Source organism: bacterium, from assembly GCA_020444325.1.
GTDB lineage: Bacteria > Bacteroidota > Ignavibacteria > SZUA-365 > SZUA-365 > BM516.
Map to the genome: position 1 here is coordinate 292537 of JAHLLD010000003.1, position 25066 is coordinate 317602.

A 25066-nucleotide genomic window follows, 5' to 3' on the forward strand; every position below is an offset into this window, starting at 1 on the left:
TTCATCCTTCCGCGCGGTCAGGCAATATTTTCAACAGCTGTACTGAGCGTGACACCGGCAAGATCGGCTGCAGTACGCGCAATCCCGAGCGCATCGAGATTGAGACTGCGATGCAGTTCCTCCTGCGAGCCCTGCTCGATGAACTCGTCCGGCAAACCGTGGACGCGGAGATGCATGTTCGGAAGCTTCTTCTGTGCAAAATACTCCGCAACTGCCGAACCGAAACCACCGAGCACGGCATTGTCCTCAACAGTAAGAACGTACTGGAAGCGCGTCGCGATATCGTCAAGCAGATCGGTATCAAGTGGTTTGACGAAACGCATGTTTACGATCTCGGCGTTGATGCCGCCGTTCTGCAGCAGCTCGGCAGATTTCATGGCATACGACACCATATTGCCGACAGCGAGAATGGCAACGTCCTCGCCTTTCCGCAGACAGACGGCTTTGCCGATCTGAACCTGCTGGAATTCCTTGCGCAATTCGAGTCCTGACGCCTTGCCGCGCGGATAGCGCAGTGCAATGGGACCCTTGTGCTCCACAGCGGTGTAAAGCATGTCGCGAAGTTCCTGTTCGTCAGCAGGCGCCATGATCACCAGTCCCGGTATGACGCGCAGATAGCTGAGATCGTACGCCCCATGATGCGTGGGCCCATCAGCACCGACGAGTCCGCCCCGATCAATGGCGAACACGACGTGCAGATCCTGGATGGCGACATCGTGAATAACCTGGTCGAACGCGCGCTGCAGGAACGTTGAGTAGATAGCGGTCACGGGAACGTAGCCTTCGGTGGCCATTCCGGCCGCGAAGGTCACCGCATGCTGTTCGGCGATGCCGACATCGAAATATTTATCGGGTTCCTCACGCTGCAGTTTGTCGAGTCCGGTACCTGAAGACATCGCGGCCGTAATCCCGACGACCCTGTCGTTCTCCCGAACGAGGTCCACCAGTGCATCGGCAAACACCGCGGTGTAGCTCGGTGCGACCGAAGCGCTTTTCGGCGACTTGCCGGTCATCTTGTCAAAGGGACTCACACCGTGAAGGTTCATGCCGTCCTTCTCAGCCGGCGCATAGCCTTTGCCCTTCTGGGTGATGACATGCACAAGGACGGGACCACTCCAGTCCTGCACTTCCTCGAAAATCTTTGTAAGCGTCACCACGTTGTGTCCGCTGATGGGACCGAAGTAACGGAAACCGAGCGCTTCAAAAAGCATTCCGGGGGTAAGAACGGACTTGATTCCTCCCTCGAGTCGCGCTGCGACCTTACGGAGACGGTCGCCGATATGGTCGAGCTTCCCGGCGAGATCCCAGATGTTCGCGCGGAAACGGTTGTATGTCGGTGAGGCGATGATCTCGTTGAAATAATTGGAAATCGCCCAGACATTCGGTGCGATGGACATGTTGTTGTCGTTGAGGACCACAACCATATTCTTTTTCAGCAGTCCGCAGTTATTCATGGCTTCATACGCCATTCCTCCCGTCATGGCGCCGTCACCGATGACGCTCACCACACGGTAGTCTTCTCCCTTGAAATCACGCGCAACGGCGATGCCCAGCGCTGCTGAAATGGATGTGGTGGCATGTCCCGCACCAAAGACGTCGTATGGACTCTCCTTCCGCTTGAGGAAACCACTGATACCGCCATACTGGCGAATCGTATGGAAACGATCCTTGCGTCCTGTGATAATTTTGTGCGGATACGCCTGATGGCCGACATCCCAGATAATCTTGTCTTCCGGTGTCTGGAACGCGTAATGCAGCGCGACCGCCAGTTCCACGGTTCCGAGCCCTGCACCCAGGTGTCCACCCGTACGGGCGACATTATCGATCAAAAATGTGCGGATATCCGCACAGAGCTGCCGAAGGTCGTTTGCTTCGAGCTTCCGGATATCGGAGGGATCGTTTACCCTGTCAAGAATGGGTGTATGTGATGAGGTGGACATGCGAACCAGGGTTGTTTCTGGGGTACTATTCTTCGTCGACGTCGAGCAGTTCGAATACGCCGTCAGACCGCTTACGTAATTCCTTGATTTTCTGTCGAGCTTCAGACAGATACGTAACACATTTTTCGACGATAACAATCCCTTCCTCGTAGAGTTTCATGCTTTCTTCGAGAGCGGTGTCATCGTCGTCCAGCTTCTGCACGATCTCGTTCAGCCGCGCAAGCTGCTTTTCGAAGGTTTCATTTGTCTTTTTCGCCATGGTCTTCCGTTTGAAGAATATTGGCCTGCGCATTTCCATCGCGCAGAGTGAGTGAGATAAAATCGCCGGGCTGCAGCTGATGGACGGAGGTGACGGGTTCGTCGCCGCGACGTATCAACACGGCGCCCCTGCGGAAGAAGTGGGCGGGATTATGCGCCGCGAGACGCTGTTTGAGCACCTCTACGGTGTGCGTTCGTTTCTCAATGCTGCGCTCCTGAGCAGCGAGTCGCTGAGCCGCGAGCTCGATGCCATGCCGTCTGCTGTCAAGCGCCTGCTTCACGCTGCGGCGCATACGTTCGTGTCTGTCGTCAACCGTCTGAACGGCGCTGCTCAGCTGTCCTTCAAGCCGCGAAAAGGCACGGTCTCCGAGAAGCAAACGAAGCTGTTGGCGACGCGCATACAGACTGGAATCTACGAATTTCCATGCAGTAAACGTAATGTTTTCAAGGTCCCGGAGCAGTTCACTTCGTGAAGGCACCACGATCTCGCCGGCGACGGAGGGTGTGGCCGCGCGTCTGTCCGCAGCGAAATCCGCGATGGTATAATCGACTTCATGTCCTACCGCACTGATAACGGGGATATGCGATCGAGCGATAGCACGGGCAACGATTTCCTCGTTGAATGCCCAGAGATCCTCGATCGATCCGCCTCCCCTGCCCGTAATGATGACGTCGATACCGGTATCTTTCGCGCTCAGATTATACTCATTACAGAGGTCGAGGGCGTCCGCGATCTGCTGTGCCGCGACAGCGCCCTGTACCTGGACAGGCAGCATGACCAGCTGCACGCTGGGATTCCTCCTGCGAATGACACTGATCATGTCTCGCACCGCAGCGCCTGTTTTCGATGTCACGAGCGCCACCGTGGAGGGATACGGAGGCAATGCCCGTTTCCGCGCGTCGTCGAACAACCCTTCGTCATGGAGTTTCCGCTTCAGTTTGTCAAACGCGATCTGCAATGCACCTGCGCCGCGTGGCTGCATGGCGCTGACGACAATCTGGTAATTCCCACGAGGTTCGTAGACGGTAAGACGCCCGGTGCACACAACTTCCATCCCGTTTTCCGGGCGAAAAAACACGCCTTGCGCGCTTCCGCGAAACATCACGGCTGAGAGCTGTGCGTCCACGTCCTTCAGCGTGAAGTACCAGTGGCCGGAGGAATGCCGATGAAAATTGGAGATTTCCCCGGCGACGGACACCGTGCCGAACTGGCGTTCAAGCACATCCTTGATCTGCCGCGTCAGCTGCGATATGGTGAGGATATGTTCGTCCCTGTTAGACTGCATTTATCCATTATAGGAAAAATGGAAGGATCGAATGATGGAAAAATCGCTGGGTACAGAGCGCAGGCAACATCATCAGTCGAATAATGATAGTGTGGTGTCGATGCGATCGAGTGAGGCATCCGTCTCCGGATAGTCCGTGGTGTAATGCAATCCCCTACTTTCACGTCTCCGTAGAGCGCTGTTGATTATCAGACTTCCCAAAAGGGTGATATTGCGCAGCTGAATGAGCTTTTCAGAGACGTGTGTGCGTTTGTAGAAGTCCTCGACTTCCTTTGTCAGGAGATCCATCCGACGCCGGGCCCGCTGAAGGCGGAGATTGGAGCGTACAATGCCCACATAATCCCACATCAGGGTGCGGACTTCCCGGCGGTTGTGAGAGATCAGTACCCATTCTTCCGTGTTATAGGTGTCGCTGTCGTCCCACGGAGCGATATCGTCAACCGGAGGAGCCGGACAGTCTTCACGCACAGTTGCGAGCGCAGCACGATTGGCAAACACCAGCGCTTCAAGAAGAGAATTGCTGGCGAGACGATTTGCTCCATGCAGGCCCGTCATCGCCGCCTCCCCGGCAACAAAGAGTCCATTGATGGTCGAGTGTCCGTCTTTATCGGTAACAACACCACCACAGGTATAATGCGCTGCTGGAACAACGGGAACGAGATCCGTTGTAATATCGATGTTTACCTGCTTACATCTCTCGTAGATACTAGGGAATGCATCGCGTATGCTGTCAGCATCGAGATGTCGCAGATCCAGGAATACACTCTCCTCGCCGCGTCGCTTGAGCTCGCTGTCAATGGCGCGAGCCACCACATCACGAGGGGCGAGTTCGAGACGGTCGTCGTATTTCTCCATGAATCGTTCACCCGAGCGATTTCGCAATACGGCACCGTAGCCTCGCACGGCTTCCGAGATGAGAAATGACCGTGCCTGAGGATGATGCAGTGTCGTTGGATGGAATTGGATGAATTCCATGTTGGCGACTTTTGCGCCGGCGCGGTAGGCCATGGCGATGCCGTCACCCGTTGCGATCTCAGGATTCGTCGTATGCTGATACACCTGCCCGCAGCCCCCGGCAGTGATTACCGTTGTTTTCGCCAGGTAAGGATGTACCAGGCCGGTATCCTTGTCAAGCACATACGCCCCCCAGCAATGGATATCGTCCCCCGGCATATCCGGCCGGTCACGCAGGTTGTGTTCGGTGATCAGATCGATGGCGATATGATCTTCGTACACGGTGACGTTCGGATGATTGCGCACCGTTTCCACGAGGACGCGTTCGACTTCCCTGCCGGTATAGTCCCGGGCGTGGACGATGCGGTTGCGCGAGTGTCCGCCTTCCCTGCCCAGATCGAGATCACCTGTGGTGCCGGAGGTAAATCCAACGCCGAGATCCAGCAGTTCCCGCACGAGAGCGGGACCTTCGCGTACCACCATTTCGACCGTGTCGGGGTGACAGAGCCCCTTCCCCGCCTGCAGCGTGTCTTCCATATGCAGCTGCATGGAATCGTCATCAGCGAAGACGGATGCAATCCCGCCCTGCGCATAATTGGTGTTCGACTCCACCGTTTCTTTCTTGGTCACGAGTGCGACGCGGCAACTGTCCGCTACCTTGAGAGTGTAGAACAGTCCGGCGATACCGCTGCCGATAACAAGGACGTCGCTCTGATACGCTGCGTTCATGCCGCCGGCCGGGTACCCAGGCTATTGAGGATGGTGAGAATGGCGTTGGTACTGCGGCGAAGATCTTCTTCGCTGCCGTTGTTGCGTATGACGAAATCGGCCAGGTCGGCCTTTTCCTCCGGTGGGAGCTGTACGCGCATGCGCCGCTCGACTGCGGCGGCATCGACGTTGTCACGCTTCATGACGCGCTCCCTGGCGATCTGCACATCTGCGATCACGGCGACGATGAAGGCGAACTGTTCATCGAGTCCCGCTTCGAAAATCAATGCGGATTCAACGAAGACCATGCGCTTCCCTTCAGCATGCAGTTCAGCCGCGCGTGCATTGACCGCATCCACTGTAGGAGGATGTACGATGGCATTCAGATCGGCGAGTTTTTTCGCGTCTTCGAAAACCAGCTCCGCGAGGAAACGCCTGTCGATCGAGGCGTCCGAAAGATAGGCCTGCATGCCGAAGCGGTCGATAATAGCATCACGGACCGCATCGTCCTGCTCCATAATGTCGCGGGCAATGCGGTCCGTGTTCAATACAGGGTACTGTTCCTCGATGATGGAGGCGACGGTACTCTTTCCCGCTCCGATGCTGCCGGTGAGACCGATCAGCAGATCGGGAGCGTTGTGCTGTTTTTGCTGTTCACTCATGCCTTTCGATCCGCGTCAGCGGGCAAATGCGATGGCACGTTTTTCCCGGATGACAGTCACCTTGATCTGTCCGGGGTATTCCATTTCGCTCTGAATCTTTTCGGCGATGTCGTTGGCAAGCTGATCGGCAAGCGTATCGTCGATACGGTCGTGTTCGACCATGACGCGCACTTCGCGACCCGCCTGGATGGCGTAGGTCTTCGCCACGCCCTCGAAACCGGTAGCGATGTTCTCCAGTTTCTCGAGCCGTTTGACATAGCCTTCAAGCGATTCACGCCGGGCACCCGGACGCGCGCCACTGATGGCGTCAGCCGCCTGCACGAGCGGAGCGTACGGGGACTCCATCTCGATATCGTCGTGATGGGACCCGACGGCATTGACGATAATCGGGTGTTCGCGGAATTTCTTCGTGATTTCCATACCGAGCAGCGCGTGGGGACCTTCGACATTACGATCCACCGTCTTGCCGATATCATGCAGGAGTCCGGCACGCGTGGCGATCTTCGGATCCAATCCGAGTTCCGTCGCCATGATGCCGCAGAGCCACGCCACTTCGACGGAGTGCTGCAACAGATTCTGGCCGTAGCTGGAACGGAACTTCATCTTACCGACCATGCGCTTGATTTCATTATGCGCATTGTGAATGCCAACATCGAGAAGCGTGTTTTCGCCGACACGGAAGATTTCCTCTTCCAGGTCTTTGCGCACCTTTTCGACCACTTCCTCGATGCGTGCGGGATGGATGCGACCGTCGGCCATCAATGTTTCGAGGGCGATACGTGCGACCTCACGGCGGAAAGGATCGAAGCCCGAGAGAATGACGGCTTCCGGCGTATCGTCGACGATGACGTCGATACCCGTCGCCGCTTCGAAGGCGCGGATATTGCGTCCCTCGCGACCGATGATGCGGCCCTTCATATCCTCGCTCGCCAGGTTGAGTACCGACACCGTGGTTTCGACAGAGTGATCGGACGCCGTACGCTGAATGGCCTGCAGAATCACACGCTGTGCTTCCTTCTTGGCCGTGGATTTCATCTCGTCACGGATTTCCTTGAGCTGCTGAGCGGCCTGCAGCTTCGCGTCGCTCGTAAGCGTCTCGATCAGCATGTTGCGTGCATCGTCACGGGAAAGACCGGAAACGCGTTCGAGTTTTTCGGTCTGCTCGGCGATGATCTCATGGACACGCTGGCGGCGCTCGTCGAGTTCAGTCTGCTTTTCAAGGAATTCCGCTTCAGACTGCTTGAGCTCGACTTCCTTTTTGCTGACCAGCTCGAGCTTGCTCTTCAGATTGTCTTCACGGTTGCTGAGCTGCTTCTCACGATTGTGCAGTTTATTGCGCTGCCGGTTCAGGTCCTTTTCCGATTCCTGCTTCTTCCGGAACCACTCGTCCTTCACCTCCAGCAGCTTTTCTTTCTTCAGATTCTGGGCCTCCTTTTCGGCCCCTTCGACGATCTCTTGCGCACGCTGTTCAGCGACGGAGATCTTGTTCTGGCTGACGCGTGCCGCGATAAACCAACCGAGAAAAAGGAATGCCGCACAGAGCGCGACCACGGTTGGCAGCAACCAGTAAAGTTCTACTTGCATATGTATTCAAACCTCCAGAATAAAGAAACCGCACTACCCCGTTTCGCTGGGGAGGGTGAAAAAGAACCCTGCCAAGCACAGTGGGTAAATGCCTTCACATCTTTTGCTTCCACTGTCCACCGCCGTTGCGGCGGAATCACGAGGATTGAGGCCTGCAATTGATGGAAAGAGTCAGATTCCCAGATAAAAAGTGTTGGTTCTTTTTAACGCGACCAGCGATCGGATTGTAGTGCGGTATTCTTCCGTTTCGTCTCTCAGTCCCCGTCCATCGCCCTGTCAAGAAGCGAGCTGATGGAACGGATTTCCTGTTCAACTTTTTGGTGAAGTTGCTGCCTGTCCTTATTGGCATGGAAAAGCTCTTCAGAGACGTTGAGTGCGGAGAGCACAGCGAGCGTCACGGGGGGTTGGTCAGGAATCTGCGTATGCAGATCCTGCATCATCTTGTCGAGATGCCCGGCTGCGCGAGTGGTCAGTTCTTCATCGTCAACTCTGAGCGGATACTCTGATCCGTATATGCGTACTCGTATGCTTTTCGATTCCATGTCTCAGAACACGTATGGGGATACAATCAATAACGATCGGATGAAAGCGTATTTATTTATCTGGTATCAGTTCCGAGATGCGCGTTGATGCGCGCAATCAGATCATCGATCTGACGCTCCAAAGCCTCTCTTTCATCTGGCGAAAGATATAAAAGTCCCTCGCCAACATCAACAGATGAGAGCGTCGTAGATTTTTCCTGTAACTCCTTAACTTTGTTGTCTCTATCGGTGAGCGTCGCCTGCTGGTCACGCATGGCGGTCTCAAGTTCTTCAACACGAGCCTGCAATTCCCTGTTGTGAGAACGCAGCTCTGTGATCATGTCCGCCGCCTTCTGGGCGCGATCCCACAGACCCTGCAGGGCCTGCTGTACCGGATTCTGAGCATCTCCGCCCTGCGGCGGCATGTCGTCTTGCACCATCGGAACATCCGTTTGAATGAACGAAACCGTTAAATGCGCAATTCAGCGCCGAGTTCCTTTTTCGCAGCGTCGACAACAGCATTGACAGCCGTGCTGATTTCCTCATCCGTGAGCGTGTGATCTTCCGCCTGGAAGCTCATCGTAAATGCCACGCTTTTCTTATCCGTCCCGAGGCTCTCATGTGTGAACACATCGACGATGCGCATGCTGCGCAAATGGGCCGGATTCACGGAACGCACGACGTCTTCAATCTGACGGGCCTGCACTGAAGTACTCAGAACCATGGCCAGGTCGCGCGTGACGCTTGGATAGCGCGGAACGGGACGATACATCTGCCGGTCAGGAAGTGCAGCTTCCAGTTCCGCTATTTCAAACTCTGCATAGTAAACAGGCTGGTCAATGCCGAATCTTGCGAGGATCGCATCAGAAACTTCAACAGCTTGACCTGCATATCTTCCTTTGACTTCAAGCGTTAGAACTTGATCACTTAAAGTACTGGTTCTATCATAGTAAAAGATACTCTCTTTGTCAAGATAGAGCGCGGAGAGCAATTCTTCGAGTATCCCTTTGAGATCATGGAAATCCGAGGGACGTTCATCCTCGTTCCAGGCGCGCGCAACAGCATTGCCCGTGATGGCGACGCCGAGCATTTTCTTTTCGCTGAAGCTGTTCTCCCCTTCCTTTGCAAACACGCTGCCGATTTCAAACACGCGCAGTGCGGGATGACCATTGCGAATGTTGACGTCTACAGCTTCGAGCAGTGAGGTGAGCATCCCCGTGCGAAGAGCGGGACGCTCCTTGCTGACGGGATTCTGAACGAGAGCAACACGGTCTTTCATCTCTCCGATAGCAGCGTGATCACGCGGAACGAGACTCGATGAAAGGACTTCATCACAGCCGAAGCCGAGCAGAAGCTGGCGCAGCCTGTTCTGAAAGGCCGATGCGTCAAAACCATCACCCACATGCATTTCGATGCGTCCCGGAACGGGGATGTTGTCATACCCGTGAATACGGGCGACTTCCTCGACGAGATCGATTTCACGTTCCAGATCGCTGCGGAATGTGGGCACCAGGCAGCGCCAGCTCTCGCCTTCATCATTCACTTCAATATCCAGCGCTTCGAGAATGCGCTTCTGTTCGTCGGCGGGAATATTGATGCCGAGTATGCGATTCGTGAATGCGGGACGCAGGGATACTTCCCGTTTGTCAATGGCTTTGGCCACGTTGTCGTAGACGCCGCGAACCGTGCCGCCGCAGGTGGACTGTATCAGCTCCACTGCACGCTGCAATGCCCAGACGGTAATGCCAGGATCCGAACCGCGTTCGAAGCGGTAGCTGGAATCGGTGGACATCTGGAGCAGCTTGGCAGTGCGTCGCACGGAGGAAGCGTTGAAATGCGCGCTCTCCAGGAGAATGGTGGTCGTATCATCGGATACCGCGGAATTCTGTCCGCCCATCACTCCGGCCAGCGCAACAGGTTTCTCACCGTCACAGATCAGCAGCGACTGATCCGGCAGTTCATGTTTTTCATCGTCGAGCGTCGTGAATTGCTCACCCGGGGCTGAGGGACGCACCACGATGCGGTTGCCGGAAAGCTGACGAAAATCGAAGGCATGCATGGGCTGTCCGATTTCCATCATGACATAATTCGTGACGTCCACGATGTTGTTTATCGGACGAATACCCACCGCCGTCAATGCCGTAGCAAGCCAGTCGGGTGAATCCTGTACGGTGATACCCTCGAGTATCGCCGCGGAATAGCGTGGACAGAGTTCTTCTGCTTCAATCGTAATTTCAAAGTCCATCGCATCCGGCACTTCGAGTGCGGGAGGCTGCGGACGATGCAGCGGGGTATTCTTCACCGCCGCGATGTCGCGAGCGGAACCGATGTGGCTCAGTGCATCACCGCGATTCGGCGTGGTGCCGATGCCCAGGATCACATCGTCGTAGGAGAGATGTTCGGAAAGCGGCATGCCCGGTTCAGCGGATGCGGGCAGAACGGCGATTCCATCATGATTCTCATCGAGACCGAGTTCAGAGCTTGAACAGATCATGCCGGCAGATTCCACACCACGCAGCTTCCGCCGATCGATGGTGAAACCAAGCTTGTCCATCACGGCTCCGACGCGTGCGAAAATCACCTTTTGTCCAGCAGCGACATTAGGTGCACCGCATACCACGGTGTGCTCCCCTTCTCCGTCGCCGACGGTACACACCGAGAGCTTGTCAGCATTCGGATGCTTCTCGCAGGTGAGTACTTCACCAACGACAATATTCTTGAAGGCATCGCGGCGATCTTCAATGGATTCAACCTCAAGACCGACATCAGTTAACAGAGCGTCGAGTTCTTCCACGCTCTCGGGAAGCTCGACATATTTTTGCAGCCAGTTCTTAGATAAAAGCATGATCAGTTGAATTGATGGTTGACGCGCATGTCGTTTTCAAAAAGAAGGCGGATGTCATCGAGTCCATGCCGCAGCATGGCGGTACGTTCGATACCGATACCAAAGGCGTAGCCGCTGTATTCTTCCGGGTCGACGCCGACGGAGGCGAAGACGTTGGGATCCACCATACCGCAGCCGAGAATTTCCAGCCAGCCCGTATGCTTGCACACGCGGCAGCCTTTCGCGCCGCAGAGATAGCAGCTGATATCCATTTCAGCGCTGGGCTCGGTGAATGGGAAGAAGCTGGGACGAAAACGATATTTCAGCGCACTGCCGTAATACATTTTCGCGAAGGTGACGAGGGTGCCTTTCAGATCGGCGAAGGTGACATCGCGATCGACAAAGAGTCCGTCGACCTGATGAAACTGCACGTGACTGCGCGCGGAAATCACTTCGTTGCGATACACCTTTCCCGGGAAGATTGCACGAATCGGCGGCTGATATTTCTCCATGAGCCGCACCTGCACCGGCGTGGTGTGCGTGCGCAGCAGGTGATCATCGGTCAGGAAGAACGTATCCTGCATATCGCGTGCGGGATGATCCGCAGGAAAATTCAGTGCCTCAAAATTGTAATGGTCTGTCTCAATCTCGGGTCCATCCGCGACACTGAAGCCCATGCGGCGAAAGATCGCACTGATTTCATCCACCGTCTGTGAAACGATATGCATGTGCCCCCTGCCCGGCCGTCTGCCCGGCAGCGACAGGTCGACGCCTGTTCCACCTTTCGATGTCTGCTCCAGAGCTGCGGCAGCGGCATCAAGAAGCTGCTGTGCAGTCTGACGAAGCGTGTTCAGCGCCTTCCCGGTTGCCGGTTTTTCTTCTTTCGGCACATCTTTGAGCGCTTCGAACATCTGTGCGATTTTGCCTTTACGGGACAGGTACGCGATGCGGTAACGTTCGACGGCGTCGGTGTCTTTCAATTCATTGGCCGCCTGCCGGACCTCCTCCAGCATGGCTTCGATGCGTTCTTTCACTATCCTTCTCCTGTCGGATCAGCGGAAATAAAAAAACGGGCACAACATGTGAGAACGACGCTCCATGCAATGCCCGCCATACGGTCGAGAATTGTTTACTGAGTCGCCAGCTTCACGATCTCGGCAAATGCGTTGCTGTCGTGAATGGCGATGTCCGCCAGCATTTTGCGGTTGATGTCAATATTGCTCTTGTTCAGGCCGTCAATCAGACGCGAGTAGCTGACACCGTGCATGCGCGCGGCGGCATTGATGCGCGTAATCCAGAGACTGCGCATGGTACGTTTTTTCACGCGACGGTCGCGGTATGCGTATTGCAGCGACTTGTCAACGCGGTGTTTAGCAACAGAGATCAGCTTGCTGCTTGCACCGTACATGCCCTTCGCGCGCTGCAGTGTTTTCTTCCTGCGACGATGCGAAGCGACCTTATTGGTTGAACGGGGCATGAATTCACCTGTGTTCTATGGTATTAGATAATCGATTTGATACGCTTCTCATCAGCCTTGTCTACCATCGTCGCCTGGCGCAGATTGCGTTTGCGCTTGGTCGACTTCTTGGTGAGGATATGGCTGCGGTATGCTTTGACGCGCTTGATCTTGCCCGTGCCGGTCACTTTGAAACGCTTCTTCGCGCCGGACTTCACTTTCATCTTGGGCATGTCTGCAACTCCTTGTTGGATTCGATCGAACTATAAAGCTAAGTAATATACAACTTTTTCAGGACTTGATCCAGTGGCCTAATCTTCCTGTTCTTCCTGAAGATCTTCCTGAAGATCTTCCTGGGCCAGTTTCTCCAGGTCGGATATTTTCTTTTTGTCCGGGGCAAAAATGGCAATCATGGAACGACCTTCCATGTTGGGGTCCTTTTCGACGATGGCGATATCTTCGAGTGCGGCTTTGAGCTTCTGAATGAGCTCGAGCCCCAGCTCCTGATGTGCCATCTGCCGGCCACGGAAGACAACCGACGCTTTCACCTTGTTCCCGTCGAGCAGGAACTGACGCGCATGACGAAGCTTGAAATCGAAGTCATGCGTGTCTGTAGTCGGGTGATAACGCACTTCCTTGACGGAAACGGTTTGCTGCTTTTTCTTGAGCGCTTTTTCTTTTTTCTGCTGCTCGTAGCGATACTTGCCGTAATCCATGATCTTGCACACAGGCGGGGCTGCCTGCGGTGCGATTTCGACAAGGTCCAATTCCTTTTCCTCCGCGATGCTGAGCGCTTTGCGCGGAGAGACGATCCCGAGCTGGGAGCCGTCGTCGTCGATCAGACGAACTTCTTTCGCCGTGATTTCGTCGTTAATGCGTGTCTTCCGTCTTGTCCTCTGGGGACGATTAAAAGTACCCGTGTTGCCTCCGGAATGTTAAAGTGACTTCATTTTTATTTCTGAGAGAATTTCGCTGCTGAATTCCTCAAGCGACTTTGAACCGAGGTCGCCTTCGGTATGCCGCCGCACGGATACGCTCCGGCTGCTCATCTCCTTTTCACCGACGATAAGCATATACGGCACCTTCTTGGTTTCCCAGTCGCGAATCTTGTAGCCCACCTTTTCGTTCCGAGCATCACGTTCGGCACGAATGCCTGCGGCAGAGAGTGTGGAAACAACCTCGTCCGCATAGTCAAGGAAGTTGTCGCTGATCGGAAGTACGGCAACCTGCACGGGAGCCAGCCAGGTCGGGAAGAACCCGCCGAAATGCTCAATGAGCACGCCGATGAAACGCTCCATCGAACCCATGATGGCCCGGTGAATCATGACGGGACGCTGCCGCTCATTGTTCTCATCGATGTATTCCAGTTCGAAGCGCTCGGGCATCTGGAAATCCAGCTGTATGGTGGCAAGCTGCCAGGAACGCCGCAGCGCATCGCGTACGCTGATGTCGATTTTCGGACCGTAGAACGCACCGTCGCCGGGATTGAGTTTGTAGTCGATACCGTTCGCATTGAGCGCGTCGGCCAGACTCTTTTCCGCCGTATCCCACAGCTCCTGCGCACCCATGGCGTCTTCAGGACGCGTGGATAGTGCATACATCGGCTCGAAGCCGAAAAGCTTGTAGAAACGATCGACCAGCTTCATCAGTGCGGTAATTTCGTCGAAAATCTGATCGGGACGCACGTAGAGATGCGCGTCGTCCATATGGAACTGACGCACACGGAACATGCCGTTGAGCGCACCGGAAAGTTCATTGCGATGATTGGTGCCGATCTCGGAATAGCGCAGCGGCAGATCGCGATAACTGCGCACCTTGTGGCGGTACACGTAGGTGCTCTCGGGACAGTTCATCGGCTTGAGACTGTAGATCTGATCTTCCCCGTCTTCAACGAGGAACATGTTCTCTTTGTAATGCTGCCAGTGACCGGACTGCTCCCAGAGATCCTTCTTGACGAGGATCGGGGTGAGAATCTCATCGTACCCGGCCCCGTCGAGCATTTCGCGAATCAGCTTCTGCAATTCACGGAACAGCAGCATGCCGCGCGGCAGCCAGAACGGCGCGCCCGGAGAAACGTCATGGAAACTGAACAGTTCGAGTTCCCTGCCCAGCTTGCGATGGTCACGCTTGCGAGCTTCCTCGAGAAGCTCGATGTACTCTTCCAGTTCCTTTTTCTTCGGGAAGCTGATGCCGTAAATGCGCTGCAACTGCTTGTTCTTTGCATCGCCTTTCCAGTAACTGCCCGAAACATTCAGCAACTTGACGTACTTGATGTACCCGGCGGACGGCAGATGAGGACCGCGGCAAAGATCGGTAAAGTCACCCTCGCTGTAGCAGCTTATGACTTCCTCGTCTTCGTCAAAGCCTTCGATAAGCTCAATTTTGTACTCGTCCTTCCCGCCCCACATGCTGAGGGCTTCCTGCTTGCTGATTTCCTTGCGCTGGAAGGCATCGTCCTCTTTCGCGAGAGCGAGCATGGTTTTCTCGATTTTCTCGAGATCCTCGGGGGTGAACGTGTGGTCGACGTCGATATCGTAATAGAAACCTTCATCGATCGCCGGACCAACGCCGAATTTTGCGCCGGGATACAGCTTCTGCACAGCATGCGCCATGAGATGACTCGAGCTGTGCCAGTACACTTCCTTCCCTTCTTCGTCTTTCCAGGTAAGGATGCGCACTTCCGCGTCGGACGTGATCGGCTGATTCAGGTCACGTACCTTGCCGTCGACCATGACGGCCAGGGCCTGCCGGGCAAGACCTGCAGAGATATTCTCCGCGACCTCGCGTCCGGTAACACCGGCGGCGAATTCTCGGGAATCGCCGTTCGGGAAGGTTATGTGAATCATGTCAGCCATTGATCCTGCCTCTGCGTGTGTATAACGAAAAAATCGGATGCGCTCCGATTTTTTCCTCTTGCGAGAATGGTGGGTTCTACAGGAGTCGAACCTGTGACCTCTACCATGTCAAGGTAGCGCTCTAACCAACTGAGCTAAGAACCCGACGAAAGGTCTCCAAATATATGCAGGGACTACGGATAAAGCAATAGTACTTAAAGAAAAATGTGAGAAAAAACGGTTAGAATCCGCGCACGAGACGCACCATGTCTTCCACCGCTGTGGGGAGACCGACAAAGAGGGCGCGTGAAACCAGCGAATGGCCTATACTCACCTCTTCGATTTCCCGAATCGGTGTGATGTAGCGCACATTATGATAATCGATGCCATGGCCGGCGTTCACGCCGAGACCGAGTGTCCTGGCAAACGCGGCGGACGCCTTGATGCGCTCGAGATGCTCTGCCATTTCCTCCATGCTGCGTGCGTTGGCGAATTCTCCGGTGTGAATCTCGATGATATCGGCTCCCGTCTCGGCAGCCGCTTCGATCTGCTCGTCAATGGGATCGACGAAGAGACTGACTTCGATGTCGTTTTCATGCATCATGCGCACGGCCTGGGCGACTTTCTCCGCTTCACGCTGCACGTCGAGACCGGATTCCGTCGTCAGTTCCTTGCGTTTTTCGGGAACGAAAGTGACCAGGTCGGGCAGCGTTTCAACAGCGATTTGCAGGATTTCATCGGTAATGGCCATTTCGAGATCGAGTTTCGTCTTGACCATCTCCCTGAGCAGACGCAGGTCGCGATCGTTGATATGTCTTCTGTCCTCACGCAGATGACACACAATTCCTTCGGCCCCATGCAGTTCGCATATCTGCGCTGCGGTGACCGGATCCGGTTCGAGTCCGCCCCGGGCTTCCCGCAGCGTTGCGAAATGATCGATATTGACACAGAGACGCATGTTTTTACCTCTTCATCGAACTGGAAACACTCGGTTGCAGGGTACGCGATGTCCCTGAAACGATACTCATGTACAAATATAGGAATTCAGGCGAAGAGTGCCGAAATCGCGGCCAGGAAATCTGCAGGTGAGATGCCTTCCACCCCGCTGCGGAAGCGCAGTGTTGCGAAGGTGTCAATGGTGAGCATGACGCTCCAGTGCAGCAGCACGGCATACCAGAACGATTTCGTCCTCACACCGAGCGCGCCAAGTGCGATGCCGGCCGCAATGGACCCGAAGGTTTCCGGAATGGGCTTCCCAAAATGGAGGATGACGAAAGGCAGCATCTGCACGAGCACGGCAACAGCGGCGCCGGTGTGTTTCAGCAGACCGAAAAGGACGTACCCGCGCCAGATGAATTCCCAGCCGATGAAATACAGGATGAACGCGGCTTCGTAGATGAGGAAAAGGGTCCAATCGCCTCGCACGAGCTGTGCGTGGGGGTAGACGGATTGAAAGGAAGCGGCACTGCTCGCCACCCAGAGTATGGGAAACATGACGAGGTAAAAGATCCCGGAAACCTTTAGTCCGAAACGCCAGTCCCCCACCCCGAGTCCGAACGACCCGAGCGTTCTTCGGTGCAGGAAAAGGATGACCGGCAGAAGCAGGAGAAAATAAATGAGGAACTCACTGCCGAACCAGTACAGATACTGATAGAGTTCATACAGCGGGTCACGCCCCAGCTGCTGATACCACTGATCGAAAAAGAAGCGTTTGCTGCCGAATTTGCTGGAGATGATTCCGGCCACGGCGGTGACAAGGAAAACCAGGGTGACGTCCCGCGGGGTAAGCCGCACTTCCGCGATAAACGTACGAAGAGCGTTCCGCAGGGAACGCTCTTCAATTTTCGTTTTTTCTTCAGGACTCCACACGGGTGACGGCCCGGCTACAGTGTTGCGGAAATCGAGAAGCGATGCATGGACCCGATTTCACCGAAGGAATTATACGCGTAATCAACGACGTAATTCGAGATGAGGATACCGAAGCCGCCAGAAAAACCGGCGAGCTTGGCCGAATTCCCGATCTTCAATTCGCTGCGCTGCTCGTTGTTGTATCCCACGCGCGCGAGAAGCACGGAACTCAGTTCGAATTCTCCACCAATGGAAAATTTCTTGAAACGTGCGAAGAAATCGTCTTCTTCCTCATTGAGCTTGTGGAAATTCAGCATGACGGTGAGTGGGAGATGCTCGAGCTTTTTTCCGATACCGAGACGCACGTCGAATGGCAGCGTTTCGTTTTCTTCGCCGAAGCTGCTGATCTGTGTGCCCGCATTGAAAATACCCGCAGCCAGTACCATCTGCTGATCCGGGATGTAGTACGAAACGCCGGCATCCACCGCGACTCCGCTCGCACTGTAATCTTCAATGTAGCTGTAGATCATTTTCAACGCGCCGCCATAATGGAGATTCCCCGTGCGGTTTCCGTAACCGAGACTCAGCGCAAGATCCGAAGCACCGAAACTGCCGAGCGTGTTGCCGAACTTGTCGGTTTCGTCAAAGGAGCCGTAGTTCACATACGTGATACCGGCGCTGACCCAGCCAATGTCCTTCATCTCCTGCGCATAGACCGCATACCCGGCATTGATATCGAGCAGATGCTTGACAAAGCCCACGGAGGCCTGCGGACCCTCGATGGAACTGAGCGCACCCGGATTGCTGAACAGCATGCTGGCGTCGTTGCGAGCGGTGAGATAGGTATTGCCCAGTGCGGCCGCACGGGCGTTCATGGGCATACGAAGAAAATCGAACACTGCATTTTCCTGTGCACTTGCCTGTCCCGCCATAGTGATAACAAGCAGCAGGGGCAGCAGGGATCGCAACGCGTGTGATTTCATCTGGGGATTTCCTTGGCTAACGGATAATGAGGCAAATCTACATGGAATCAGCGACAGCATGCAAGGGTAAAATCATGACTGCGTCTCACCGCCGAGAGCGGAAAGTCTTTGCCGTGCGTCGAAATATTCACCGAGCATGCGCTGCAGTACTTCGGAAGCGGACGGGATGTCGCTGACCAGCGCGCAGCTCTGTCCCGATTCGAACTCTCCTTCTTCGACGTTGCCCTCGAACATGCCGAGCATCTCACGTTTGCGGCCAAGCAGCTCTCGCTGTTCCTCCGCCGATGCGCCGGACTGCTCCGCTTCGACGGCTCGCAGCGCGAAGGGCGTACGAATGAGGCGCACGGGAGCGACTTTCTTCATGGTGAGGACTGTCGCGCCGTCACCCGCCTCGACGATTTTCTGCTTGAACACATCGTGGGCGGAAGACTCGGTCGTTGCAGCGAAACGCGTGCCGACCTGCACACCGTCTGCGCCCATGGCTATGGCAGCCGCCATCTGGCGTCCATCTGCAATACCCCCCGCTGCTATGACAGGTATGGAGACCGCATCGGCGACCTGGGGAATCAGACAGAGCGTCGTCGTCTCCTCGTAGCCATTGTGTCCCCCCGCCTCGAAGCCTTCGGCGACAACGGCATCGCAGCCGACGCTCTCGACCTTGCGTGCATGTTTGACCGATGGCACAACATGGGCAACGACACAGCCCGCCTTCTTCATGGGTTCGAGGTATTTCCCGGGATGGCCAGCGGAGGTGAAGACGATGCGGATTCCTTCTTCGATGACAGCGGAAACGAGTTCGTCAGCATCTCCGCGCAGTAACGGAATGTTCACTCCCAGCGGAGCATCGGTCGCTGCCAGCGCCTTGCGAATATGCTCGCGCAGCAAGTCAGGTTTCATCGACCCTGCGCCGACCAGTCCCAATCCCCCTGCTTCGGAAACGGCCGAAGCCAGCCGCCAGCCCGACACCCAGACCATGCCGGCCTGGATGACGGGATAGCGGATCTGAAAGAGTTCCGTGACGCGTGTCTGCATGGATCAGTACTCGAATTGCACGAGTGTGAAGCCGCCGTTCGAAGCACCGACACCGCCCTTCGAGGCGAAGTTCTGCACGCCGAGCGTGCTGTTGTTGAATTTCACCTGCGTCTGATGATTCGAGGGCTGGCCGATCAGGTAGGCATCAAAACTGTTGATGCCGAACATGTTTATTCCAGAAGCGGAGATGGGACCTGTACCGTCGCTCTGATTCATGTCATAGTCCAGAATGGCGAGCACTGTCGTGTTGCCGGCCATGGCGCTGACGCCAGCAGCCGGTGCGTTGCCGGGTGTGAGAACGGAAACCTCGCCGATGGGTTCAAATGCCGGGTTGAAGCGCGTGAGCGTCAGATTGTCCTCCGCCGACTGCATGGCCTCGTTGAGTGTATGCACGAAGAAGTTCGCGTGATCACCGGTGCGCATTGCCGTGCTCAGTGTGGTAAGAGGCTGGCTGCCGGATGGTGAGCGCGGGATCATGCGGAAACGCAGCGTGTTGACGTTCTCACGAAATGCCTGCACATAGACATGCATGTCGTAGTAGCTGCTGTTCAGATTCTGAATGCGGAATTCGTAATGCGTTTCCGGCGAAAGTGTGATGTCAAAGGAGAAATTTCCCCCGGCATCGGTTTCAACAGGTGAACCGCCGATCTGCCTCTGGATTTCGCCGTTGCTGAGCGTACGAATCGGGATGGCAGTTACATACACGCCCTGCACGGGCCTGTTGTCGATGAATTCAATCACCTTTCCGCTGACGGTATAGGTCTCACCGGGACGCGGTGCGTGCAGTGAAGTCTGACCAGGATTCTCGCCAGTGAAGAATTTGTACACTTTCGCGAACACGGCGGGATCCGTGGCGAGTTCGACATTGTCCAGTCCGGCCATCTGCTCGTTCGACGCACCATTGAGCTCGCCGTACGTGCTGTTGCCACCCTGCAGCTCGTCGCTTCCGTCGCTGCGCACGGTCATGTAATCGCAGGGACCTGGAGTAACATCACCGTTCACCGCAAGCGAGAGATCATACAATCCGCCGGTGTAGACGACATGCGCCAGTTTGTCGGTGCCCTGCATGTTGGCGATGTAATGCATGACGGCGTTCACACCGATCCCGTGGGCAACAATGTCAACGCGGGACTCTCCACTTGAGGAAATCAGTGCATCGACTGCGGCACTGATCTGGGTGGCCATTTCGGCGACATCAGGGTCACTTCCGTTGATGTAGGAAACGAGATCGATGGCGTCGAGCTGTGCATCGGTATATCCATTGCGAGCAAAAAGCTGGGCCATCTGTGTGTACAGATCGCCGGCTTCAAACTGACCGTGGACGAACACGACGGGACGCACTTTCTCATCCATGTTGGATGTGCTGCCCGTGTCGTTCGTGCCGGGATCAACCGGTCCATCATCGTCCGAGCAACCGGTTGCAGCGATTGACGCGGCAATGAACAACAGCGTAAATACATACATCGTACTTTTGAAAAAACGTTGCATTCCGTCCTCCATAATGAAGAAAAAACTACGCATCACTATCTTCTATCACGACCATGGCCGTTACATAACTGCCGCCGTGCGAGAGCGAAAGGTGTAACCGCATCGTACCAAAGCGTTCCTGCAGGCTGTTGTGCAGCAGCAGCTCCGGTTTCCCCAGCTCATCATTGCGCACTTCGACGTCACTCCAGCGAAAGGCCCCTGTCCATCCTGTCCCGATGGCTTTCGCGAACGCCTCCTTTGCAGCAAAACGCGCGGCGAAGTGCTGTGGGGGAAGCGTCTTCCCTTCGCAGTACGCGATTTCTTCTGCCGTGAACACCTTTTCCTCAAACCTCCTGCCCCACTTCCCGGTCAGTTCCTCGAAACGCCGGATCTCCTCGATATCGACACCGATGCCGTAAATCCGACTCATGCGCTGTTCCTGTTCATGCCACGGATAATTTCGATGAGATCGCGTATGGAGCGTAGATCGAAATCTGCCGTTGTGTCACCGGTATTGAACGTGTCTCCGTAACGTGCGAATGCGGTATGCATGCCGATTCCGCGGGCACCGATGATGTCGCGCTCTTCCCAGTCGCCGATCATGATCGATTCCGAAGGACTGACACCCAGCAATCCGAGTACGCGCTGGAACGGTATCGGACTCGGTTTGCGCTCGCCTGTATCTTCAAACGTCACCACGGCATCGAAAATGTGATGCAGGTTGAGGGAGCACAGCCGCAGCCAGGCTTCGAGCTTGGGAGCATCGGAGACAACGCCGAGTTTGAGTCCCATCCGCGCCAGCGTGAACAGCGTCATGTGCACATGCGGATACGGAACCAGGTTTGCTTCCCGCGCACGCCGATAGCCGATGATGCCGGCTGCGAGAATCTTGTGATCGTCCTCCCCCGTGAGTTCGGTGAGGACCTGATTGAACACACGCTGATACTCGATTCCCTGTTCGCCGTACACCCGGTCGACGACCTCGTTCACTTCTTCGAAACTGTACTTGAGTCCGGCATCAATCATGGCCCTGATGCCTGCTTCGACAGCATTGCGTTTCATGAGCATGAAGTCGACAAGCGTGTTGTCCAGATCGAAGATGACGGCGTCAATCATGGCTGTTCCTCTGATACGGTGACCAGTTGTCCATCATACGAAAATTCCATGTCTTCCGGAAGGAGCACGGAGTCGCGGGCATGCTGAATATTGTGCGCGATATGCGTAAACAGCGTGCGCCGGGCGCCTATGCGACGCGCCATGCCGACGGCTTCTTCAAGGGAGAAATGGGTCGGATGCGCGTGATGACGAAGGGCGTCGAGAACGAGTACGTCGAGTCCTTCAAGCATGGCCATCGACGAATCCGGGATCTCGTTCGTGTCCGTCAGATACGCCATGTTGCCGATGCGGTAGCCGAGTATGGGAAGGACGCCGTGCATCACCGGGACAGGGAGAATCTCGATGTCGCCAACGGTAAACGCTGACCCGCCTTCCACAGCACAGAGTTTTGCACTGGGGAGTCCCCCACCCGTCTGTTTTGCCTCTCCGAATGCATAGCGGAAGGTGATACGGATCTCGTCGAGGGTTTCCTGCAGACCGTAGACCGGCATTTCAGCACTCTGAAGAAAATTGTATTGCCGCAGGTCGTCGAAACCACCGATGTGGTCAAAATGATGATGCGTGTACAGCACCGCGTCGATGCGTATCACGCCGTGGCGAAGCATCTGCTGGCGAAAGTCGGAAGACGTGTCGATCAGCAGCTGTTGCTCTCCTGCCTGAACCAGGATGGACGCGCGAAGACGCGTATCCCGCGGATCCGATGATCTGCAGGTTTCACAGTGGCAGCCGATGGCCGGCACTCCCTGCGATGTTCCCGACCCGAGTACGATAAAGGAGACATCCATTCCGTCGGCACTCATGCGTTCTGCTGTTTGTCGCGTTCGCGATCTATGAGTTCGCGTACCGCGGGTTTGACGAAAATCGCATCGACACCGAGTTCACCGAGCGCCGCGGCGACCGTGTTGATTTTCCGCTCGATGGTGAATTTCTTGTTGACAACGAGGAGACGCTTCTCCTTGAGAATGCAATGTCCCCCGTCGAAGTCCCCTTTCTCGTAGCGAATCTGATACCCGAGCTGTTCGCAGGTCTCACGCAGCTCTTCCAACATCATTTCTTTGTCCATTTTCGCCATGATCAGGCCTCCTGTTTCGCCGGAATCTTTACGGTTTTCCGCATCGGCTGCCATATCATCACAATCAGCGCGGTGAGATAGCAGAACACCGCCATGACCGGGAGTCCGCTCAGTGCCCCGATGCGATGCGACAGCGTGGCCTGGAGTTCGGATCGGACATCGATGAAGGCTTCCAGTCCATGTGCCGCGATCATGTCGCGCGTTCCCTCCCAGAGCAGGATAAAGCGTATGTCCAGGTAGGCAGTGAACAGTTCCACCGGTACGAACATGAAGATGAGAATTGCGGCCATGAGCAGCCAGCCGTGTTCCTTGCAGCGCAGGGGAATCGTGCGAAACACGACCACGGCTGCGATGATGGCGACACCATAGGCGATGATCACAACCAGCGAGGATGCGGCGATAAGCTGAAACAGCATACTCTCCTGCGCCGGGAGAATGGAAGGATCGAAATCCAGTGTCCCGGAAATGAAGAGTTCATTGGCGATAAGCGCCCGGTAGACGATGCCTCCGAGCCAGAGGACACCGGCGATGGTGAAGACAGTCATGCCGATGCGGTATGGCAGACTGCGCCAGGCTGACGATGCGGAAAGATCGGACATGCGGGACCTATAAAATGTACTGACTGAGATCGCGGTCTTTAACGATGCTGGCGAGCTTCTCTTCGACCATCGCGGCATCGACGCGGACCTTCTTCTCCCGGATCTGATCGGGGACTTCGTACAAAATCTGCTCGAGCAGCGTCGTGAGAATGGTGTGGAGGCGACGGGCGCCGATATTCTCCACGCGCTCGTTTACTTCGGCGGCAATGCGTGCGATTTCCGCGATGCCGTCGTCGGCAAACTGCAGTTCCAGTCCCTCTGTTTCGAGCAGCGCCGCATACTGTTTGAGCAACGCATTTTTTGGAATGGTGAGAATCTTGACGAAATCATCTTCCGTCAGACTGTCGAGCTCGACACGGATCGGGAAACGTCCCTGCATTTCCGGAATCAGGTCGCTGGGCTTGGAGACATGAAAGGCGCCGGACGCGATAAAGAGAATATGATCGGTGCGGACGACCCCGTATTTCGTGTTGACGCTGCTGCCCTCGACGATGGGAAGCAGGTCGCGCTGCACGCCTTCACGGGAAACGTCCGCAGTGCCGTTGCTGCTTTTTCCACCTGCGATTTTATCAATTTCATCGAGGAAAATGATGCCCGCGTCCTGCACGCGTTCACGTGCAATCCGCGATACGGCGTCCGGATCGACGAGCTTCTGCGCTTCTTCCTGCTGCAGCAGTTCACGCGCTTCAGCAATGCTCACCTTCCGCTTCTTGCGCTTCTTCGGCATCATGTTGCTGAGCAGATTCTGTATGTCCACGCCCATATCTTCGAGTCCCATCGGACCGAAGACCTGCATGTTCGAGGACGATTGCACGGTAGTATCAATCTCGACCATGCGTTCGTCGAGATTACCGGATCGCAGCTGTTCGCGCAGTTTCTCCCGCGTCTGCGACTGCACTTCTTCCTCGGTCTGCTGTGCGGTGGGACGCGGAAATATGATGTCGAGAATGCGTTCCTCGGCCATCTGTGCGGCACGTTCCTGCACTTCAGCGGTCTTTTCGGCGCGGACCTGGTTGACCGCAATCTCCATCAGATCGCGAATCATGGATTCGACATCGCGTCCCACATACCCGACCTCGGTGAATTTCGAGGCTTCCACTTTCATGAAAGGTGCGCCGGACAGACGTGAAAGACGTCGTGCGATCTCCGTTTTTCCAACACCGGTGGGACCGATGAGAATAATATTGTTTGGCATGATTTCATCGCGCAGGGTTTCATGCACGTTTTGCCGGCGCCAGCGGTTGCGCAGAGCAATGGCTACCGAGCGTTTCGCGTTATCCTGTCCGATGATGTATTTGTCCAACTCCTCGACAATACGTTTTGGAGTCAGGCTGTCCTGCAGGTAATGAAATGAGTCTTCCGTCATGCTAATCCAGTTCTTCAATCACAATATTGCTGTTCGTATAAATACAGATTTCCGCGGCGGTGCGGAGGGCTTCTTCCACGATCTCCCGAGCGGAAAGATCCGTGTGCTTCATGAGCATGCGCGCGGCGGCGAGTGCATAGCTCCCGCCTGAACCAATGGCGACGATACCGTCATCGGGTTCAATGACATCGCCCGTACCTGAAATAATCAGCGCCTGATCCTCGTTCACCACGGCAAGCAATGCCTCAAGCCTCCGGAGGTACTTGTCCGTCCGCCACTCTTTCGCGAGTTCCACTGCAGCACGCTGGAAATTCCCCCGAAACTCTTCGAGCCGGGCTTCAAATTTCTCCGAGAGCGTGAACGCATCCGCCGCCGAACCGGCGAAGCCCGCGAGCACGCTGCCCTTGTACATCTTGCGGATTTTTTTTGAATGATGTTTCATCACGGTATTTCCGACCGTCACCTGACCGTCGGCTCCCAGCACCGCTTTTCCGTTTCGTATCAATCCGAGCACCGTGGTGGCGCGGATGGTTTTCTGATCGTTCACTATGCACGT

At 55.5% G+C, this 25066-nt stretch carries 26 protein-coding genes and 1 tRNA gene; all 27 read right to left on the reverse strand.

Features of this window, described 5'->3' with window-relative positions; genetic code table 11:
- Nucleotides 1-17 precede the first annotated feature (17 nt).
- The 27 genes from dxs to hslV all read right to left on the reverse strand — a co-directional run bounded on the left by dxs (nt 18) and on the right by hslV (nt 25060).
- Entirely contained in the window at nt 18-1940 is a 1923-nt protein-coding gene (dxs, locus tag KQI65_05965; GenBank protein ID MCB2204278.1) for a 1-deoxy-D-xylulose-5-phosphate synthase, read from the reverse strand.
- 25 nt (nt 1941-1965) lie between these two features.
- Nucleotides 1966-2199 (reverse strand): exodeoxyribonuclease VII small subunit, encoded by a 234-nt coding sequence (locus tag KQI65_05970; protein MCB2204279.1) that lies wholly within the window; start codon nt 2197-2199, stop codon nt 1966-1968.
- Nucleotides 2180-3484, reverse strand: coding sequence for an exodeoxyribonuclease VII large subunit (gene xseA, locus KQI65_05975; GenBank protein ID MCB2204280.1), 1305 nt, complete (start codon nt 3482-3484; stop codon nt 2180-2182). Before xseA ends, KQI65_05970 begins: the two co-directional genes overlap by 20 nt.
- A gap of 72 nt (nt 3485-3556) precedes the next feature.
- Nucleotides 3557-5167 carry an L-aspartate oxidase gene (nadB, locus tag KQI65_05980; protein ID MCB2204281.1) on the reverse strand — a complete coding sequence of 537 codons (1611 nt, stop codon included), beginning with the start codon at nt 5165-5167 and terminating at the stop codon, nt 3557-3559.
- Nucleotides 5164-5808 carry a dephospho-CoA kinase gene (coaE, locus tag KQI65_05985; GenBank protein MCB2204282.1) on the reverse strand — a complete coding sequence of 215 codons (645 nt, stop codon included), beginning with the start codon at nt 5806-5808 and terminating at the stop codon, nt 5164-5166. The genes nadB and coaE overlap by 4 nt, the downstream gene beginning before the upstream one ends.
- A 15-nt stretch (nt 5809-5823) precedes the next feature.
- Entirely contained in the window at nt 5824-7392 is a 1569-nt protein-coding gene (gene rny, locus KQI65_05990) for a ribonuclease Y (protein MCB2204283.1), read from the reverse strand.
- Between the two features lie 254 nt (nt 7393-7646).
- Nucleotides 7647-7934, reverse strand: coding sequence for a cell division protein ZapA (locus KQI65_05995; protein ID MCB2204284.1), 288 nt, complete (start codon nt 7932-7934; stop codon nt 7647-7649).
- A gap of 56 nt (nt 7935-7990) precedes the next feature.
- Nucleotides 7991-8353, reverse strand: coding sequence for a cell division protein ZapB (gene zapB, locus KQI65_06000; protein ID MCB2204285.1), 363 nt, complete (start codon nt 8351-8353; stop codon nt 7991-7993).
- A gap of 29 nt (nt 8354-8382) precedes the next feature.
- Nucleotides 8383-10758 (reverse strand): phenylalanine--tRNA ligase subunit beta, encoded by a 2376-nt coding sequence (gene pheT / locus KQI65_06005; GenBank protein ID MCB2204286.1) that lies wholly within the window; start codon nt 10756-10758, stop codon nt 8383-8385.
- A 2-nt stretch (nt 10759-10760) separates the two neighbouring features.
- Nucleotides 10761-11759 (reverse strand): phenylalanine--tRNA ligase subunit alpha, encoded by a 999-nt coding sequence (gene pheS, locus KQI65_06010; GenBank protein MCB2204287.1) that lies wholly within the window; start codon nt 11757-11759, stop codon nt 10761-10763.
- 107 nt (nt 11760-11866) lie between these two features.
- Entirely contained in the window at nt 11867-12214 is a 348-nt protein-coding gene (gene rplT, locus KQI65_06015; GenBank protein ID MCB2204288.1) for a 50S ribosomal protein L20, read from the reverse strand.
- 23 nt (nt 12215-12237) lie between these two features.
- Nucleotides 12238-12426, reverse strand: a complete 189-nt coding sequence (rpmI, locus tag KQI65_06020; GenBank protein MCB2204289.1) for a 50S ribosomal protein L35 — start codon at nt 12424-12426, stop codon at nt 12238-12240.
- Between the two features lie 78 nt (nt 12427-12504).
- Nucleotides 12505-13068: a translation initiation factor IF-3 gene (infC, locus tag KQI65_06025; protein ID MCB2204290.1), complete on the reverse strand. Its 564-nt coding sequence runs from the start codon at nt 13066-13068 to the stop codon at nt 12505-12507.
- A gap of 60 nt (nt 13069-13128) precedes the next feature.
- Nucleotides 13129-15039 (reverse strand): threonine--tRNA ligase, encoded by a 1911-nt coding sequence (gene thrS / locus KQI65_06030; protein MCB2204291.1) that lies wholly within the window; start codon nt 15037-15039, stop codon nt 13129-13131.
- A gap of 76 nt (nt 15040-15115) precedes the next feature.
- A tRNA-Val gene (locus KQI65_06035) sits at nt 15116-15192 on the reverse strand.
- 76 nt (nt 15193-15268) lie between these two features.
- Nucleotides 15269-15985, reverse strand: coding sequence for a pyridoxine 5'-phosphate synthase (locus KQI65_06040; GenBank protein ID MCB2204292.1), 717 nt, complete (start codon nt 15983-15985; stop codon nt 15269-15271).
- Between the two features lie 86 nt (nt 15986-16071).
- Entirely contained in the window at nt 16072-16896 is an 825-nt protein-coding gene (locus tag KQI65_06045) for a CPBP family intramembrane metalloprotease (protein ID MCB2204293.1), read from the reverse strand.
- 14 nt (nt 16897-16910) lie between these two features.
- Nucleotides 16911-17858, reverse strand: coding sequence for a type IX secretion system protein PorQ (gene porQ, locus KQI65_06050; GenBank protein ID MCB2204294.1), 948 nt, complete (start codon nt 17856-17858; stop codon nt 16911-16913).
- A gap of 72 nt (nt 17859-17930) precedes the next feature.
- Nucleotides 17931-18890 (reverse strand): nitronate monooxygenase, encoded by a 960-nt coding sequence (locus KQI65_06055; protein ID MCB2204295.1) that lies wholly within the window; start codon nt 18888-18890, stop codon nt 17931-17933.
- Nucleotides 18891-18893: 3 nt separating this feature from the next.
- Nucleotides 18894-20378, reverse strand: coding sequence for a hypothetical protein (locus KQI65_06060; GenBank protein MCB2204296.1), 1485 nt, complete (start codon nt 20376-20378; stop codon nt 18894-18896).
- A 25-nt stretch (nt 20379-20403) separates the two neighbouring features.
- Entirely contained in the window at nt 20404-20778 is a 375-nt protein-coding gene (gene acpS / locus KQI65_06065) for a holo-ACP synthase (protein MCB2204297.1), read from the reverse strand.
- 5 nt (nt 20779-20783) lie between these two features.
- On the reverse strand, nt 20784-21473 hold the full coding sequence (locus tag KQI65_06070; GenBank protein ID MCB2204298.1) for an HAD-IA family hydrolase: 690 nt from the start codon (nt 21471-21473) through the stop codon (nt 20784-20786).
- Nucleotides 21470-22258 (reverse strand): MBL fold metallo-hydrolase, encoded by a 789-nt coding sequence (locus KQI65_06075; protein MCB2204299.1) that lies wholly within the window; start codon nt 22256-22258, stop codon nt 21470-21472. Before KQI65_06075 ends, KQI65_06070 begins: the two co-directional genes overlap by 4 nt.
- 11 nt (nt 22259-22269) lie before the next feature.
- Complete coding sequence (locus KQI65_06080; GenBank protein MCB2204300.1) at nt 22270-22545, reverse strand: hypothetical protein; 276 nt, start codon at nt 22543-22545, stop codon at nt 22270-22272.
- 2 nt (nt 22546-22547) lie between these two features.
- On the reverse strand, nt 22548-23144 hold the full coding sequence (locus KQI65_06085; protein ID MCB2204301.1) for a hypothetical protein: 597 nt from the start codon (nt 23142-23144) through the stop codon (nt 22548-22550).
- A gap of 7 nt (nt 23145-23151) precedes the next feature.
- Nucleotides 23152-24510 carry an ATP-dependent protease ATPase subunit HslU gene (gene hslU, locus KQI65_06090; GenBank protein ID MCB2204302.1) on the reverse strand — a complete coding sequence of 453 codons (1359 nt, stop codon included), beginning with the start codon at nt 24508-24510 and terminating at the stop codon, nt 23152-23154.
- Between the two features lies 1 nt (nt 24511).
- On the reverse strand, nt 24512-25060 hold the full coding sequence (hslV, locus tag KQI65_06095) for an ATP-dependent protease subunit HslV (protein ID MCB2204303.1): 549 nt from the start codon (nt 25058-25060) through the stop codon (nt 24512-24514).
- Between the last annotated feature and the right edge of the window lie 6 nt (nt 25061-25066).

Coding starts and splice junctions, on each gene's coding strand:
- dxs (MCB2204278.1), bottom strand. CDS start 1,940: ATGTCCACCTCATCACATACACCCATTCTTGACAGGGTAAACGATCCC.
- KQI65_05970 (MCB2204279.1), bottom strand. CDS start 2,199: ATGGCGAAAAAGACAAATGAAACCTTCGAAAAGCAGCTTGCGCGGCTG.
- xseA (MCB2204280.1), bottom strand. CDS start 3,484: ATGCAGTCTAACAGGGACGAACATATCCTCACCATATCGCAGCTGACG.
- nadB (MCB2204281.1), bottom strand. CDS start 5,167: ATGAACGCAGCGTATCAGAGCGACGTCCTTGTTATCGGCAGCGGTATC.
- coaE (MCB2204282.1), bottom strand. CDS start 5,808: ATGAGTGAACAGCAAAAACAGCACAACGCTCCCGATCTGCTGATCGGT.
- rny (MCB2204283.1), bottom strand. CDS start 7,392: ATGCAAGTAGAACTTTACTGGTTGCTGCCAACCGTGGTCGCGCTCTGT.
- KQI65_05995 (MCB2204284.1), bottom strand. CDS start 7,934: ATGGAATCGAAAAGCATACGAGTACGCATATACGGATCAGAGTATCCG.
- zapB (MCB2204285.1), bottom strand. CDS start 8,353: ATGGTGCAAGACGACATGCCGCCGCAGGGCGGAGATGCTCAGAATCCG.
- pheT (MCB2204286.1), bottom strand. CDS start 10,758: ATGCTTTTATCTAAGAACTGGCTGCAAAAATATGTCGAGCTTCCCGAG.
- rplT (MCB2204288.1), bottom strand. CDS start 12,214: ATGCCCCGTTCAACCAATAAGGTCGCTTCGCATCGTCGCAGGAAGAAA.
- rpmI (MCB2204289.1), bottom strand. CDS start 12,426: ATGCCCAAGATGAAAGTGAAGTCCGGCGCGAAGAAGCGTTTCAAAGTG.
- thrS (MCB2204291.1), bottom strand. CDS start 15,039: ATGATTCACATAACCTTCCCGAACGGCGATTCCCGAGAATTCGCCGCC.
- KQI65_06040 (MCB2204292.1), bottom strand. CDS start 15,985: ATGCGTCTCTGTGTCAATATCGATCATTTCGCAACGCTGCGGGAAGCC.
- porQ (MCB2204294.1), bottom strand. CDS start 17,858: ATGAAATCACACGCGTTGCGATCCCTGCTGCCCCTGCTGCTTGTTATC.
- KQI65_06055 (MCB2204295.1), bottom strand. CDS start 18,890: ATGCAGACACGCGTCACGGAACTCTTTCAGATCCGCTATCCCGTCATC.
- KQI65_06060 (MCB2204296.1), bottom strand. CDS start 20,378: ATGCAACGTTTTTTCAAAAGTACGATGTATGTATTTACGCTGTTGTTC.
- KQI65_06070 (MCB2204298.1), bottom strand. CDS start 21,473: ATGATTGACGCCGTCATCTTCGATCTGGACAACACGCTTGTCGACTTC.
- KQI65_06075 (MCB2204299.1), bottom strand. CDS start 22,258: ATGGATGTCTCCTTTATCGTACTCGGGTCGGGAACATCGCAGGGAGTG.
- KQI65_06080 (MCB2204300.1), bottom strand. CDS start 22,545: ATGGCGAAAATGGACAAAGAAATGATGTTGGAAGAGCTGCGTGAGACC.
- KQI65_06085 (MCB2204301.1), bottom strand. CDS start 23,144: ATGTCCGATCTTTCCGCATCGTCAGCCTGGCGCAGTCTGCCATACCGC.
- hslU (MCB2204302.1), bottom strand. CDS start 24,510: ATGACGGAAGACTCATTTCATTACCTGCAGGACAGCCTGACTCCAAAA.